The organism is Actinomadura formosensis (genome assembly GCF_050948385.1).
In the GTDB taxonomy this organism is placed as follows: Bacteria; Actinomycetota; Actinomycetes; order Streptosporangiales; family Streptosporangiaceae; genus Spirillospora; species Spirillospora formosensis.
The window spans coordinates 2,481,053-2,495,352 of sequence record NZ_CP192011.1 but is presented as its reverse complement, the minus strand read 5'-3'; the positions used below and the strand labels follow the sequence as shown (position 1 = coordinate 2,495,352).

Below are 14,300 nucleotides of genomic sequence, written 5' to 3'. Positions count from 1 at the left end.
CGGTCAGCCGGCGGCGGCCGGTTCCACCTTGTTGGGGACCGCGCCGCCGTACCGGCGGTCGCGGGAGGCGTAGATCTCGCACGCGTGCCACAGGTGCCGCCGGTCGAAGTCCGGCCAGAGCGTGTCGAGGAACACCATCTCCGCGTACGCCGACTGCCACAGCAGGAAGTTGGACGTGCGCTGCTCCCCCGACGAGCGCAGGAACAGATCGACGTCCGGAATGCCGGGCTCGTCCAGGTAACGCGCGAAGACCTTTTCGGTGATCTTGCCGGGGTCGAGCCGGCCGTCCCGGACGTCGCGGGCGATCGCCGCCGCCGCGTCCGCGATCTCCGCCCGGCCGCCGTAGTTCACGCAGAACTGCAGGGTGAGGACGTCGTTGTCGCGCGTCATCTCCTCGGCCGTCTCCAGCTCCCTGATGACGCTGCGCCACAGCCTGGGCCGCCGGCCCGCCCAGCGGACCCGCACCCCCATCGAGTGGAGCTGGTCGCGGCGGCGGCGGATCACGTCCCGGTTGAAGCCCATGAGGAAGCGCACCTCGTCAGGCGTGCGCTTCCAGTTCTCGGTGGAGAACGCGTACGCCGACAGGTAGGGGACGCCCAGTTCGATCGCCCCCATGATCACGTCGAAGAGCGAGTCCTCGCCGCGCTTGTGCCCTTCGGTGCGCGGCAGCCCGCGTTCCTTCGCCCAGCGGCCGTTGCCGTCCATGACGATGGCGATGTGCCGCGGCACCAGGTCCGCGGGGATCGCGGGCGGTGCGGCTCCGTCGCGGTGCGGCTCCGGCGGCGATACGGCCCTTCTCAAACTCGCTCCCTGTCGATGTCGTCGGTGTGTTCGTCCCGTTCCACGTGGCGGAGGGAACGGATTCCGTGCTCCAGATGCCACTGGAGGTAGGCGGCGACCAGCCCGCTGGTCTCCGTCCGGTGGCGCTGCTCACTGCCGTCGGCGTACTCCCAGTCGCCGCGCAGCAGCGCCAGCATCAGCGCGAACGTCGGCGGCGCGGGGGTCGCGGCGCCCGGCTGCCGGCAGTTCGCGCAGACCGCGCCGCCCGCCGCGATGGCGAACCCGCGCAGCCCGCCGCGGGTGCCGCAGCGGCAGCACTCGTCCAGCGCGGGGGCCCAGCCGGCGACCGACAGCGAACGCAGCAGGAAGGCGTCCAGGACGAGCCGCGGGTCGTGGCAGCGCTCGGCCAGGGTGCGCAGCCCGCCGACCAGCAGCAGGAACTGCCGCAGCGCGGGCTCGCCCTCCTCGCTCGTCAGCTTCTCCGCGGTCTCCAGCATCGCCGTGCCCGCCGTGTAGCGGGGGTAGTCGGTGACGAGGGCCTCCCCGTACGGGCGGATCGTCTCGGCCTGCGTGATGAGGTCGAGGGAGCGCCGCTCGTACAACTGGAGGTCGACGTGCGTGAACGGCTCCAGCCGGGCGCCGAAACGGGACCTGGTCTTGCGAACCCCCTTGGCCGCGGCGCGGATCCGGCCGGTCCGCCGGGTCAGCACCGTCACGATGCGGTCGGCCTCGCCCAGCTTCTGGGTGCGCAGGACGATGCCTTCGTCGCGGTAGAGGGTCACCTGTTCATTCTGGCGCACGCCGCCCGATGCCTCGGTGCGGTGCCGGTACATCTTCCCCGGATCACCACAAGTCACCCCGGCCGGTGCCGCTGCGCTACGATCCGAACACGCACCGAGACCGGAATCGGCCGCGGCGGCGTACCGAAAGTTGTGGCTTGAATCACTCGGAGCTGGCAGCGTTAGGGCATGAGATGCCACATCGTGCCCCCGCACATGCTGGAGCGGATCGCCCGCCACGCCGATGACCCGGCCCTCCGCGACCGCGCCCGCCGTACGCTGGCGCTCACCTCCGCGCACTTCGCCGACCGCAGGCTGACCGCGGCCGGCGCGCCCGCCCCGTCGGAGGACTTCGTCCCCGACCGGACGATCCGCGACGCCGGAAACCGCGAGGAGCTGCCCGGCCGCACCGTCCGCGCGGAGGGCGCCCCCGCCTGCGGCGACGAGACCGCCGACCGGGCCTACGACTGGCTCGGCGCGACGTTCGACTTCTTCGAGGCCGCGTACCGGCGCAACTCGATCGACGGCGCCGGACTGCGGATGGTCTCGACCGTCCACTACGGCGACCGGTACGACAACGCCTTCTGGAACGGCGAGCAGATGGTGTACGGGGACGGCGACGGCGTCCTGTTCACCGCGTTCACCGGGCCGCTCGACGTCACCGGCCACGAACTCACCCACGGCGTCACCCAGCACACCGCGAACCTGGAGTACTACGGGCAGGCGGGCGCCCTCAACGAGTCCATGTCGGACGTGTTCGGCTCGCTCATCAAGCAGTGGCATCTCGGGCAGACCGCCGACCGGGCCGACTGGCTCATCGGGCAGGGCCTTCTCGCCTCCGGCGTCGGCGGCGTCGCGCTCCGCTCGATGAAGGAACCCGGCACCGCCTACGACGACCCGCGGCTCGGCAAGGACCCGCAGCCCGCCCACATGGACCACTACGTCGAGACCTACCGCGACAACGGCGGCGTCCACATCAACTCGGGCATCCCCAACCACGCCTTCTACCTCGCGGCCACCGGCATCGGCGGCAACGCCTGGGAGAAGGCCGGTCGCGTCTGGTACGACACGCTCACCGGCGGCTCCCTGGCCGCCGACATCGACTTCGCCGGATTCGCCGCCGCGACCGTCCAGACCGCGACCCGGCTGTACGGCGCCGACTCCGTCGAAACGAAGGCGGTGAATCGCGCCTGGACGGGGGTAGGTGTCCCCCCAAAGGCGAACGGATAACGCAGTGAAAGTGACAGTCGTCCGCAGCGGCGGATTCGCCGGGATCGAGCGGCGCGCCCAGTCCGACAGTGCCAGCGACCCCATGCTGACCAGGCTCGTCGGCCGGGTGGACCTGAAGAACGTCCCGCCGCCGGGCCGCATCCCCGACCAGTTCCTGTACGAGATCGACATCGACGGCGACCGGGCCACCGTCGGTGAGGCGCAGCTCCACGGCCCCCTCCGTGAGCTGGTCCACCACGTCCTGAGCCGCGTCCACTGACGCCAATCGCAGTGCCCTGGTCTCAGGTGCATGGGGCCGCCTGAGACCAGGGCCGGGCACGGTCACATCCCGCGCGTGCGGGCCACCCGGTTCACCGCGGACAGGATCGCCTTGAGGGACGCGGTCACGATGTTGCCGTCGATGCCGACGCCCCACACCGTCGTGCCGTCCACGTCGCACTCCACGTAGGCGGCGGCGCGCGCATCGCCGCCCGCGCTCATCGCGTGTTCGGCGTAGTCCAGGACCCGGACGTCGACACCGACCGTGGCGAGCGCGTCCTCGAACGCCGAGACGGGGCCGTTGCCGACGCCCTCGATCTCGCGGATCTCGCCGTCGATGCGGACGTCGCAGCTGAGCGCGTCCTTCTCATCCACCCGGGAGGTGGTGCGGTGCGCCAGCAGACCGGCACGCGGCCCGCCCGTGAGGAACTCGGCCTGGAAGATCTCCCACATGCGCTCGGGCGTGACCTCGCCGCCCTCGCTGTCGGTGTGCGCCTGCACGACCCGCGAGAACTCGATCTGCAGCCGACGCGGCAGCTCCAGCGCGTGCTCGGTCTTCATGATGTAGGCGACGCCGCCCTTGCCGGACTGGCTGTTGACCCGGATCACGGCCTCGTAGGTCCGGCCGACGTCGTGCGGGTCGATCGGCAGGTACGGGACCTCCCAGCGGTAGTCCTCCACCGGCACGCCGGCGGCCTCGGCGTCCCGCTTCAGGTGCTCGAAGCCCTTGTTGATGGCGTCCTGGTGGGAGCCGGAGAACGCGGTGTAGACCAGGTCGCCGCCGTAGGGGTGCCGCTCGTGGACGGGCAGCTGGTTGCAGTACTCGACGGTCCGGCGGATCTCGTCGATGTCGGAGAAGTCGATCTGCGGGTCGACGCCCTGGGTGAACAGGTTCAGGCCCAGGGTGACCAGGCAGACGTTGCCGGTGCGCTCACCGTTGCCGAACAGGCAGCCCTCGATGCGGTCGGCGCCCGCCAGGTAGCCCAGCTCGGCGGCGGCGACGGCCGTCCCGCGGTCGTTGTGCGGGTGCAGCGACAGGACGACCGAGTCCCGGTAGGCCAGGTTCCGGTTCATCCACTCGATCTGGTCGGCGTACACGTTCGGCGTCGCCATCTCGACGGTCGCCGGCAGGTTGACGATGACCTTCTTGTCCGGGGTCGGCTTCCACACGTCGTTGACGGCGTTGCAGACCTCGACCGCGTACTCCAGCTCGGTGCCGGTGAACGACTCCGGCGAGTACTCGAAGAAGATCTCGGTGTCGCCCATGTCCTCGGCGAGCTTGGCGCACAGCTTGGCGCCCTCGACGGCGATCGCGGTGATGCCGTCCTTGTCCTGGCCGAACACGACACGGCGCTGCAGCGTGCTGGTCGAGTTGTACAGGTGGACGATCGCCTGCTCGGCGCCGCGCACCGCCTCGAACGTCCGCTCGATCAGCTCGGGACGGGCCTGCGTCAGGACCTGGATCACCACGTCGCCGGGGATCCGGTCCTCCTCGATGATCTGCCGGACGAAGTCGTAGTCGGTCTGGCTGGCCGCCGGGAAACCGACCTCGATCTCCTTGTAGCCCATCCGTACCAGCAGCTCGAACATCTTGAGCTTGCGGTGCGCGTCCATCGGGTCGATCAGTGCCTGGTTGCCGTCCCGCAGGTCGACCGCGCACCAGCGCGGCGCCTCGGTGATCACCTTGTCGGGCCAGGTCCGGTCCGCCGGCTTGATCGGGGCGAACGGGCGGTAGCGCTGGAAGGGCATACCGGAAGACTGCTGTTGCGGATACATCCGTTGGGATCTCTCTGCTCGAACCTCGCGGCCGACGTCCACGTCAAAGTCCCGCAGCGAGGGAGCCGACCTGGTCTTACAGGCCCCCGCTGCGGCCGCTAAGGAGGAGCAGCTCACGCAACACGTCCGCCAAGTTAACAGATGCCATCCGGGTTACGGAAACCGGCGTCCGCATGATGAGACGACAGGACTCTCCTCCGTCTCACCGAACGCCCCGCGGCGCCCGCGGCATTCCCCCCGGCCCGGTCAGCGGACGAGTACCGACAGGCAGGTCACGCAGCCGTCGAGGGCCTCGTACTCGCTGATGTCGACGCTCGTGACGCGCAGCCCGTCCGCCGCCAGCAGGGCCGCCGTGCGCGGCGCCGACGCGGCCATCAGGACGTGGTCGGGCCCGAGCACCACCACGTGGGCGCCCGACGGCTCGGGGGCGACGCGCATGCACGGCAGCACCGACGTGTCCACCATGCCGGGCACGCCGATCAGGCCGCCGTCCGGCAGCGCGGTGACCGCCGACTTCAGGTGCAGGCAGCCGCGGGTCTCCACCGGGACGACCCTCCGCCCGCCCAGCAGGCGCGCGAGCCGGCAGACGCCCTCCTCGTTAGTGCGGGCGCCGCGTCCCACATAGACGGTGTCACCGACGCTCAGCACGTCGCCGCCGTCAAGGGTGCCCGGCTCCTCGATCCGCTCGATCCGCAGGCCCAGCTCCCGCGCGGCCCGCTCGGCGCCCTGCGCCTCGCCCCGGCGGCGCGCGTCCCCCGGCCGGCACAGGATCGCGAGATCGTCGGCGACGACCAGGGCGTCCTCGATGAACACGGCGTCGGGCTGATCGTCGGCCGGCGCGACCGCGCGGACCCGCCAGCCCGCCGACCGCAGCGCCGCCACGTACGCCTCGTGCTGGCGCGCCGCGAGTGCGGCGTCCACGGGACGGCGGGCGGCATAGGTGACGATTCCCTCGGCAATCCGCGGCCCGGGGGGCCGGACCAGCGCCCTCCCGGCCCGGTTCGTGTCCGTGGCGGCGGTCATGTCAGCGTGCCGCCCCCTCGGTGGTCACGATCACGCCCAGCGCGTACGCGGGGGACATGCCGAGCAGGTCCGCGATGCCGTGCAGGGCCTGCCGCTCGCCCTCGCCGAGCGACCCGTCCGCCAGCCCGATCCGGACGGCCTGCGCGAGGAACCACTCCTTGGCCTCCACCGCGAGCTGGGCCCCGGCCCGGACGACCTCCCGCTCCAGGAACGTGCGGCGCAGCGCGAGGTCGGCGTTCACGGCGGCCGCGTCGTAATCGGGCTCGCCGTACCCGGTGACCGTCGCGATCGCGCGGGCGCGCGCCGCCGGGTCGGCCGGGTCGCCGGCCCGCAGCACCAGCGCGGCCGCCGCCCGCATCCCGGCGGCCAGCGTCTCGGCCATCTGCTGCGCGGTCGGCGTCCGCAGCGCCGAGCCGGGGAACCGGCCCCGGCACGTGCGGCACTCCACCGCGTTCCCGAGCCGCCACAGCGGCACGGTCGGGACGAAGAACACCGAGAGCCAGCGGCGCCCGGCGCGCCTGCGGTAGGCACGGTCACCCCCGCACTGCGGGCAGTGGAACGTCCCCTCGCTGACCGTACGGAACACCGCCGTCAGTCCGAAAACGAGCAACACCGGGGTTCTCCTCCCATAACGGACTTGGTCCAAAGTACCGACCCAGCGGCGCCGACGTGGCCGTCCCGGCCAATGCCGTTCCTGCCTTTACGCTGGGTTCATGACCGGTGACCTGGGTTCCGACGCGGGACGCGCGCATTCGCGCCCGTCCTTCCTGCCGCCCGTGGACGGCTACCCGCCGCCCGCCGGCACCCCGGCCGAGGCCGTCCCCGCCCCCTCCGGCGAGCCCCCGCGGCGGCGCGGCACCGCCGTCATCCTCGCCCTGATCGCCGCCGCGTCGGCGCTGCTCGTCTCGGCGTTCCTGCCGTGGGCGCACGCCCAGGTCGCCGTCGACCTGTTCGGCCGGACGCTCAGCCGCGACCTCGGCAGCGTCGCCGGCATCGACGCCGACGACATGATCCTCGCCGTCCCCGTCCTGGCCGTGATCGCGATCGCGCTCGCCTGCTGGGACCTCCTCGGCCGCGACGCGCGGATCGGCGGGCTCGCCGCCGTCCCCGGCACGCTCGCCCTGCTGGTCTGCGGCATCTTCGTGCTGCGCCTCGGCGACGTCCGCGACGACCTGCCCGAGACCGGGCTGGACCTCGGCTACCAGATCACCGTCCGCTACGGCTGGTACCTCGCGGTCATCGCGTCCCTGTTCGTGATCGGCTTCAGCCTCGCCCGCCCCATCGGGGAACGGGTGTCCAGAACCGGGCGGCCGGACGCCTACCAGCAGCAGGACGTGTACCAGCGGCAGTTCGCCTCCCCGGACCAGCCGGGCGAATACGCCGCCTGGCCCCGGGAGGAGCAGGTCTGGGGCCGCCCGCAGGACCCCGCGGAAGACGAGGCGAAGAAAGATCAGTCGTAGAAGCCGAGCCGGCGGAGCTGCTTGGGGTCGCGCTGCCAGTCCTTGAGGACGCTGACGCGCAGGTCGAGGAAGACCTTGGTGCCGAGCAGCGCCTCGATCTGCCGCCGCGCCGCCGCGCCGACCTCGCGGAGCCGCGAGCCCTTGTGCCCGATGATGATGCCCTTCTGGCTGGACCGCTCGACGTACAGGTGCGCGTAGACGTCGACGAGGTCGTCGCGTCCCTCGCGCGGCGCCATCTCGTCCACCACCACGGCGATCGAGTGGGGCAGCTCGTCGCGGACGCCCTCCAGCGCCGCCTCGCGGATCAGCTCGCTGATCAGGACCTGCTCGGGCTCGTCGGTGAGGTCGCCCTCCGGGTAGAGCGGCATGCCCTCCGGCAGATGCGAGATCAGCAGGTCGCCGACGAGGCCGACCTGGAATCCGTTCGCGGCCGAGCACGGCACGATGTCGGCGAACTCTCCCAGCCGCCCGACCGCGAGCAGTTGCTCGGCGACCTGCTCGGGCGCGGCCAGGTCCGTCTTCGTCACGATCGCGACCACGGGCGTCTTCTTCACCGCCGCCAGCTCACGCGCGATGTACTTGTCGCCGGGTCCGACGGGCTGGTCGGCGGGCACGCAGAACCCGATCACGTCGACCTCGGTCAGCGTGGACCGGGCGAGGCTGTCGAGCCGTTCCCCGAGCAGCGTTCGCGGCTTGTGCAGGCCCGGCGTGTCGACGACGACGAGCTGGGCGTCCGGCCGGTGCACGATACCCCGGATGGCCCGCCGCGTCGTCTGCGGCCGGCTGCTGGTGATCGCCACTTTGGTCCCGACCAGGGCGTTCATCAGGGTCGACTTCCCCACATTGGGCCGCCCGATGAAGCACGCGAACCCCGCTCGATGCCCCTCGGCCGTCCCGTTCCCCAGACTGGTCATCCCCCAATTGTCGCCCACCCGGCCGGGCGGACGGCACGTCCCCTCACGCCGCCGGGGTGCCGAGGCGGGCGATGGCCGCGCCGGCCTTCTCCGACCACTGGGCGGCGCCCAGGCGGTCGGCGACCTCGGCCGCCCTGCGGTAGTGGGCGGCGGCCGTCCGGGTGGGACGTTCCAAGTACACGGCCAGGTCGCCGAGGATGTGGGCCACCGGGCCGATGGTGGCGGCGGCGGTGGCGCCGCCGGTCACATGGTCTGCGTAGGGCAGGAGGGCCGTGTAGGCCCGCTCGGCCAGGTCGCGGTCGTCGAGGGCCATCGCGCACAGCGCCCGGATCGACATGGTGAGGTCGAAGAAGTAGTCGAGCCGGACGGGACCGGCACCGGCCGCGACGCGCTTCGCCTCGGCGACGCGTCCGGCGGAGGCAAGGGCGAGGGCGTACAGGTCGGCGGTGGCCTCGACATGGCTCCATTGCCGGTACAGCCATGCGGCGCCGTCCACCAGCTCGCCGACGCGGCCCTGGGCGAGCCGCACGCAGAACAGGCCGACGAACACCATGCCGCGTTCGCTGAACCAGATGCCGCTCCGGCCGATGGCGCCGCCGACCTCCTCGTACGCGCGTTCCGCCGCATCGAACCGGGCGGCGAAGGCGTGCACGAGCCCGGCGTACCAGCCGCCGATCTGCGCGAGCAGCGGCAGCCCGTACTGGTCGGCGAGCCGCCGCCCCTCCTCCAGGTGCCGGCGCGCGACGGGCAGGTCGAGGGCGGCGACGGCGGTCTGCTGGAGCTGCAGGTGCGCGAGGACGCGGTAGGTGCCGAGGTCGTGCTCGGTGGCGAGGCCGAGCAGCTCGGTCGCGATCCGGCACCGCCGGGCGAGGCCGTCCGCGGTGCGGTAGCCGTTGACGTAGGCGCCGTTGAGCGCGGCGGCGAGCAGTTCGGGGGCGCCCAGCGCGCGGGCGGTGGCGACGGCCTCCTGCGACGCGGTGAGCCCGCGGTCGTCCTGCTCGCCCTCCAGTTCCATCGCGAGGGTCGTGAGGAGCCGGACGCGCAGTTCGGGCTCGTCGCCGGGCAGCCGGGCGAGCGCCTCGCCGGTGGCCTCGACCACGACGCGGTCGATGGTCCCGTACTCGCGGCTCGTCCACAGCGTGGGAATGTCGAAGCTCGCGATGATCCGGGCCAGCAGCCGGACGTCGCCGGCCGCGCGGGCGTCGGCGATCGCGGCCATCCGCCGCTTCCGGGCGTTGACCACCTGCCCGGCCAGCGCGCTGGAGCGGATCGCCGCGATCTCCGCCTCCAGCCGTTCCCGGGTCGCGCCGGGCCCCTGCGCGCGCAGCGTGTCGACGGCGCGGACCCACAGGTCGGCGGCGGCGGCGTGGGCGAAGCGGGCCTCGGCGGCCGCGGCGGCGCGGCGCGCGTAGCGGACGGCCTTGTCCGGGTCCGTGCCCGCCTCCAGGTAGTGGTGCGCGATCGAGGCGACCTCGTCGGGCGTGTGCCGTTCGAGCGCGGCGGCGACGCGGCCGTGCAGCCGGGTGCGGCGGGCGCGGGACAGGCCCCCGTAGAGCGTGTCGCGGACGAGGGCGTGCGCGAACCGCATCCGGCCGGGCGCGGGCTCGGTGACCAGGCCGCCGCCGAGCCCCGCCTCGACCGCGTCGAGCACCGTGTCGTCGTCCCCGGCCAGCTCGGCCAGGACGCGCAGGTCGGCGTCGCGGCCGAGGACGGCGGCGTCCAGCAGGACACCCTGGACCGGTCCCGGTAGCCGCGCGATGCGGCGGCGCAGCACGTCGCCGACGCCGGCGGGCACCCGGCGGGTCGCGGCGGGCAGGCCCTCGGCGTCGAGGAGCCGGGCCGTCTCACGGGTGAAGAACGGGTTGCCGCCCGTCCGCTCGGCGATGGCGGACAGCTCCGCGTCGTCCACGCGGGTGGTGCAGATGCCGCGGACGAGGGCGGCGACCTCGGCCGGGGACAGGCCGCCGAGGGCGATCCGCACGGGCTCGTGGCGGGCGAGGGCGGCGAGCGCCGCGGCCAGACCGTCGGCGACCTCGGTGTGCCGGAACGTGGCCACCAGCAGGACGGGACGGTCCCGGAGCCGCCCGGCGAGCCGGATCAGCAGCGCCAGGGTCTCCTCGTCCGCCCAGTGCAGGTCGTCGAGAACGAGCAGCAGCGGCGCCGTGCCGGTGATCGCGGTGAGGTAGTCGCCGACGGCCAGGTGGAGCCGGAACCGGCCGGTGACGGCGTCGGCGTCGGCGCGTCCGGCGGCGTCGCCCAGCAGCGGGCCGAGGCGTGCGGCGAGGTCCGCGCCGGGCGGCGCGGTGGCGGCCAGTTCGCGCAGCAGTTCGGCCCAGGGCCAGGCCGCGGGCGCGCCGCCGGTCTCGGGCGCGCGGCCCCACGCGCACATCCAGCCCTCGCCGGCGAGGCCGCGCGCGAACCGTTCGGCGAGCGCGGTCTTGCCCATGCCCGCGTCGCCTGCGACGAGGACCAGGCCGCCCTGGCCGGCGGCGGCGTCGCGGGCCGCGTCCGTCAGCCGGGCGAGTTCCCGGACGCGCCCGACGAAGGCCGCCGGTTCCTGCGGCGCGGGCGCGAGCCGCAGGACGGGACGCGCCGGTGCCGCCTCGAAACCGACATCCTCCCCCAGGCCGGGCGACTGGGCCAGGATGTCGGTTTCGAGGCGGCGCAGCGCGGGACCGGGATCGACGCCGAGTTCCTCGGTCAGCGTCGCGCGGGCCCGGCGAAGCGCGGCGAGCGCGTCACCCTGGCGTCCGGCGCGGTAGAGGGCGAGGGCCAGCAGCCGCCACGCCTCCTCGCGCAGCGGCTCGGCGGCGGCGTGGGTCTCCAGGTCGGGCACGGCCTCGGCCGCGGCCCCGAGCCGCAGCATGGCCTCGGCCCGGCGTTCCACGGCGAGGCGGCGGCGCTCGTCCAGCCGGGCGGTCTCGGCGGCGGCCCACGGCAGGTCGGCGAACTCGGCGTAGGCGGGCCCGCGCCACTCGGCGAGCGCGGCCTCCGCCCGGCGGCGAGCCTCGGCCGGATCGCTCTCCAGCAGTTCGGCGGCGGCGTCGACCAGCGCGTCGAACCGCCACGCGTCGACGGCGTCGTCCGGCAGCCGGAGCGCGTACCCGGGCGGCTCGGTGACCAGGACGCGCGCGGGCGTGCGGGGCGGACGCTCCGGTTCGAGGGCGCGGCGCAGGTGCGACACGAACGACTGGAGGCCGGCGGCGGCGCGGGACGGCGCCGCCTGCGCCCACAGGTCCTCGACGAGCCGGCCGGCGGGGACCATCGCGCCCCGCGCGGCGACGAGGCGCGCCAGCACCGAGCGTTGCCGGGGTCCGCCGAGGTCGGCGGGCACCCCCGCCACCTCGGCGCCGAAGGCCCCGAGAACGCGTACGACAGGCGACATGTCCCGCTCAGCCTAGCCGGGACGCGCCCGCCCATCCCGGGCGTCCCCCGGTTACGCCCGGCTCGGTTCGGGCTCCCGTTCGGCCGCGGCGGCGGGCCCGGCGCCGCCATGCGGATCGATGGCCGGCAGGACCCGGGCGAGCGGCCCCGGCAGCCACCAGTTCGCCCGTCCGAGCAGCGCCATCGTGGCGGGCACCAGCACCAGCCGGACGACGCTCGCGTCCAGCGCCACCGCGACCGCGAGCCCCACCCCCATCTGCTTGACCACCAGGCCGGGGTCGGCGGCGAAGCCGAGGAAGACCGCCACCATGATCAGCGCCGCGCTGGAGATGACCCGGCCGGTCGCGGCGAGGCCGGTGGTGACCGAGCCGCGCGCGTCCCCGTGCAGCAGCCACTCCTCCCTGACCCGCGACAGCAGGAAGACCTCGTAGTCCATCGACACGCCGAACAGGACCGCGAACATCAGCAGCAGGATGAACGACGACACCGGGACGCTGTGCGGCAGCCCGAGCAGGTCCGTGCCCCAACCCCACTGGAACACGGCCGTGAGCACCCCGTACGCGGCGCCGATCGACAGCAGGTTCATCACGGCGGCCTTCAGCGGCGCCAGCAGCGACCGGAAGACGATCATGAGCATGACGAAGGACGTGGCGACGACCACGCCGATCACGGGCCAGAGCCGGTCGGCCAGCATCCGGGACAGGTCCACATAGATGGCGGTCAGCCCGGTGATCTCGGCGCCCGGTGGCAGCGCGTCCGCGCGGATGCGGTCGACGAGGCCGGTCACCCGCTCGTCCTGCGGCCCGTACTCGGGCGTCACCATGATCACGGCGGCGTCGCGGTGCGGGGACAGTTGCGCCGGCGCGACCGCCGTGACCCCGTCGGTGCGGGCGAGCCGGTCCCACAGCCCCGCCAGGACGGCCTGATCGGTCTTGCGCAGATCGACGGTGACGAGCAGCGTCCCGTTCGCGCCCGGCCCGTAGGCGTCCGCGACCAGGTCGTAGGCCTGCCGGACGGTGTTGGAGGTCGGCTCGCTGCTCGCGTCGCTCGGCCAGGTCCGCATGCCGAGCGCGGGCGCGGCCAGGGTCAGCATCAGCGCCGACGCGGCGAGCAGCCACGGCCACGGGTGCCGTCCGACGTGCCCGGCCCAGCGCCGGACCCGCGGCGACTCGACCGTGATCGTCGCGCCGTCGGCCCGGTCGCGGCGGCGCAGGACGCGGCGGCCGGCGAGCCCCAGTACCGCCGGCAGCAGCGTGACCGCGCTCAGCACGGTCGCCGCGACGACCAGGCCCGTGGTGAAGCCCATCGTCATGAACACCGGAATGCCCGACAGCACCAGCCCGCACAGCGCCAGCAGCACGGTGAACCCCGCGAAGATCACCGACAGGCCGGCGGTCGCGATGGCCCGGCCCGCCGCCTCCGGCACGCCGAGCCCCGCCGCGAGCCCCTCCCGGTGCCGGGTGAGGATGAACAGCGCGTAGTCGATGCCGACGCCGAGCCCCACCATGGTCGCCAGCGTCGGCGCGGTGGTCGCGACATCGGTGAACGCCGCCACCAGCGTGATCCCCGACACGCCCACGCCGAGCCCGGTGAGCGCCACCGCCAGCGGCAGTCCCGCCGCGACCAGCGACCCGAACGCCAGGAAGAGGATGATCAGCGCGGCCACGATCCCGATCGCCTCGGCGACCCCGCCGGGCGCCGTCACGTTCTCGGGGACCTGGCCGCCGAACTCCACCTGGTATCCGGCCGCGTCCAGGCTCCGCGTCGCCGACCGCAGCAGGTCGAGCGTCTCCCGCGGCGCCAGGTCCGTGACGGGCACCGAGTACTGGACGGTCATCAGCGCGGTCGCGCCGTCCGGGCTCGGCCGCGCCGGGCTCACCTCGCCGACGTGCGGCAGTTTCCGCAGCTCGCCCGCCGCCGCGGCCAGCCTCGCCCGGTCGACCGTCCCGGACCTCGCGTGCACGACCACCCGCGCGTCCGCGCCCGACAGCGCGGGGAACCGCTCCCGCAGCAGGTCGGTGGCCTGCTGCGACCCCGTCCCGGCCAGCGTGTAGTCGTCGTGCGGGGCGCCCCCGGCGACCCCCGCGAGCCCGGCCATCGCGGCGACGAGGGTCAGCCACAGGGCAATGAACCGCCAGGGCCGCGACGCCGCGGCCCTCCCCAGGCGGTAAAGCAGACGGGACATCATTTTCTCCCCAGAAACGGCATTCTCCGACCGGCTGAGGATCGCGCGGCGCCCTTGGCGCCCACTTGGCGGTGACTTGCGGTCCCGCCGCACCCCGTACGCTGGGCGACGTGAGCGAGCTGAACCCCGAGGACGCGAAGATCATCACCCTGGCCCGGTCGGCGCGGGCCCGCACCGGCGCCGCCGAGGGCGCCGCCGTGCGCGACGAGACGGGCCGCACCTACTCCGCCACGAGCGTGGACCTGCCGTCCCTCAAGCTCTCGGCCCTCAAGGTCGCCGTCGCGATGGCCGTCTCCAGCGGCGCCGAGGACCTGGAGGCCGCCGCCGTCGTCACCGCGGCCGACGCCCCCGACCCGTCCGACATCACCGCCGTCCGGGACCTCGGCCCCAAGGCTCCCGTCCTCATCGCCGGCCCCGACGGCAGTGTCCATGGCGTCGCCGGTGGGTGATGCGCCGGTGGGTGATGCGCCGGTGGGTGATGCGGACGCGCCGGTAAGCCGGTGATGGGCGC

Annotated in this window: 12 protein-coding genes; 4 read left to right on the top strand and 8 right to left on the bottom strand. The window is 73.8% G+C overall.

From position 1 onward, the window contains the following. Positions 1 to 3 precede the first annotated feature (3 nt). Positions 4 to 801, bottom strand: coding sequence for an isoprenyl transferase (locus ACQP1N_RS11805; RefSeq protein ID WP_067791865.1), 798 nt, complete (start codon positions 799 to 801; stop codon positions 4 to 6). Next, positions 798 to 1,562 (bottom strand): DNA repair protein RecO, encoded by a 765-nt coding sequence (gene recO, locus ACQP1N_RS11800; RefSeq protein WP_067792121.1) that lies wholly within the window; start codon positions 1,560 to 1,562, stop codon positions 798 to 800. Before recO ends, ACQP1N_RS11805 begins: the two co-directional genes overlap by 4 nt. A 186-nt stretch (positions 1,563 to 1,748) precedes the next feature. Here recO and ACQP1N_RS11795 point away from each other — a divergent pair, with 186 nt between their 5' ends. Together ACQP1N_RS11795 and ACQP1N_RS11790 are read left to right on the top strand one after the other, a co-directional pair. Continuing rightward, a complete protein-coding gene (locus ACQP1N_RS11795; RefSeq protein ID WP_433231124.1) occupies positions 1,749 to 2,789 on the top strand; it encodes a M4 family metallopeptidase in 1,041 nt (346 codons plus the stop codon). Positions 2,790 to 2,793: 4 nt separating this feature from the next. Beyond that, the gene (locus ACQP1N_RS11790) at positions 2,794 to 3,048 is read left to right on the top strand and encodes a protealysin inhibitor emfourin (protein ID WP_242609032.1); all 255 of its coding nucleotides are present in this window, start codon (positions 2,794 to 2,796) and stop codon (positions 3,046 to 3,048) included. A gap of 62 nt (positions 3,049 to 3,110) precedes the next feature. Here the strand turns inward: ACQP1N_RS11790 and leuA are convergent, their stop codons facing one another. The 3 genes from leuA to ACQP1N_RS11775 form a co-directional block, all read right to left on the bottom strand. Further along, positions 3,111 to 4,823 (bottom strand): 2-isopropylmalate synthase, encoded by a 1,713-nt coding sequence (leuA, locus tag ACQP1N_RS11785; RefSeq protein ID WP_433231121.1) that lies wholly within the window; start codon positions 4,821 to 4,823, stop codon positions 3,111 to 3,113. A gap of 246 nt (positions 4,824 to 5,069) precedes the next feature. After that, a complete protein-coding gene (gene ddaH / locus ACQP1N_RS11780) occupies positions 5,070 to 5,846 on the bottom strand; it encodes a dimethylargininase (protein WP_067791877.1) in 777 nt (258 codons plus the stop codon). A 1-nt stretch (position 5,847) separates the two neighbouring features. Beyond that, positions 5,848 to 6,459 carry a TerB family tellurite resistance protein gene (locus tag ACQP1N_RS11775; protein ID WP_067791880.1) on the bottom strand — a complete coding sequence of 204 codons (612 nt, stop codon included), beginning with the start codon at positions 6,457 to 6,459 and terminating at the stop codon, positions 5,848 to 5,850. 100 nt (positions 6,460 to 6,559) lie between these two features. Between ACQP1N_RS11775 and ACQP1N_RS11770 the strand changes: the two genes are divergently transcribed. Then, the gene (locus ACQP1N_RS11770) at positions 6,560 to 7,306 is read left to right on the top strand and encodes a hypothetical protein (RefSeq protein ID WP_433231117.1); all 747 of its coding nucleotides are present in this window, start codon (positions 6,560 to 6,562) and stop codon (positions 7,304 to 7,306) included. On the opposite strand, the gene era is transcribed toward ACQP1N_RS11770, so the two are convergent. Genes era through ACQP1N_RS11755 form a run of 3 tightly spaced genes read right to left on the bottom strand, consistent with a single transcriptional unit; the run spans position 7,297 to position 13,789 of the window. Continuing rightward, entirely contained in the window at positions 7,297 to 8,220 is a 924-nt protein-coding gene (era, locus tag ACQP1N_RS11765) for a GTPase Era (RefSeq protein ID WP_067791886.1), read from the bottom strand. The genes ACQP1N_RS11770 and era overlap by 10 nt on opposite strands. Positions 8,221 to 8,263: 43 nt before the next feature. Continuing rightward, positions 8,264 to 11,605: an ATP-binding protein gene (locus ACQP1N_RS11760; RefSeq protein ID WP_067791889.1), complete on the bottom strand. Its 3,342-nt coding sequence runs from the start codon at positions 11,603 to 11,605 to the stop codon at positions 8,264 to 8,266. Between the two features lie 51 nt (positions 11,606 to 11,656). Further along, entirely contained in the window at positions 11,657 to 13,789 is a 2,133-nt protein-coding gene (locus tag ACQP1N_RS11755) for an MMPL family transporter (protein ID WP_067792124.1), read from the bottom strand. 110 nt (positions 13,790 to 13,899) lie between these two features. Here ACQP1N_RS11755 and ACQP1N_RS11750 point away from each other — a divergent pair, with 110 nt between their 5' ends. Further along, positions 13,900 to 14,238, top strand: coding sequence for a cytidine deaminase (locus ACQP1N_RS11750; RefSeq protein WP_433231112.1), 339 nt, complete (start codon positions 13,900 to 13,902; stop codon positions 14,236 to 14,238). Positions 14,239 to 14,300: the final 62 nt, after the last annotated feature.

Coding starts and splice junctions, on each gene's coding strand:
- ACQP1N_RS11795 (WP_433231124.1), top strand. CDS start 1,749: ATGAGATGCCACATCGTGCCCCCGCACATGCTGGAGCGGATCGCCCGC.
- leuA (WP_433231121.1), bottom strand. CDS start 4,823: ATGTATCCGCAACAGCAGTCTTCCGGTATGCCCTTCCAGCGCTACCGC.
- ddaH (WP_067791877.1), bottom strand. CDS start 5,846: ATGACCGCCGCCACGGACACGAACCGGGCCGGGAGGGCGCTGGTCCGG.
- ACQP1N_RS11770 (WP_433231117.1), top strand. CDS start 6,560: ATGACCGGTGACCTGGGTTCCGACGCGGGACGCGCGCATTCGCGCCCG.
- era (WP_067791886.1), bottom strand. CDS start 8,220: ATGACCAGTCTGGGGAACGGGACGGCCGAGGGGCATCGAGCGGGGTTC.
- ACQP1N_RS11760 (WP_067791889.1), bottom strand. CDS start 11,605: ATGTCGCCTGTCGTACGCGTTCTCGGGGCCTTCGGCGCCGAGGTGGCG.
- ACQP1N_RS11755 (WP_067792124.1), bottom strand. CDS start 13,789: ATGTCCCGTCTGCTTTACCGCCTGGGGAGGGCCGCGGCGTCGCGGCCC.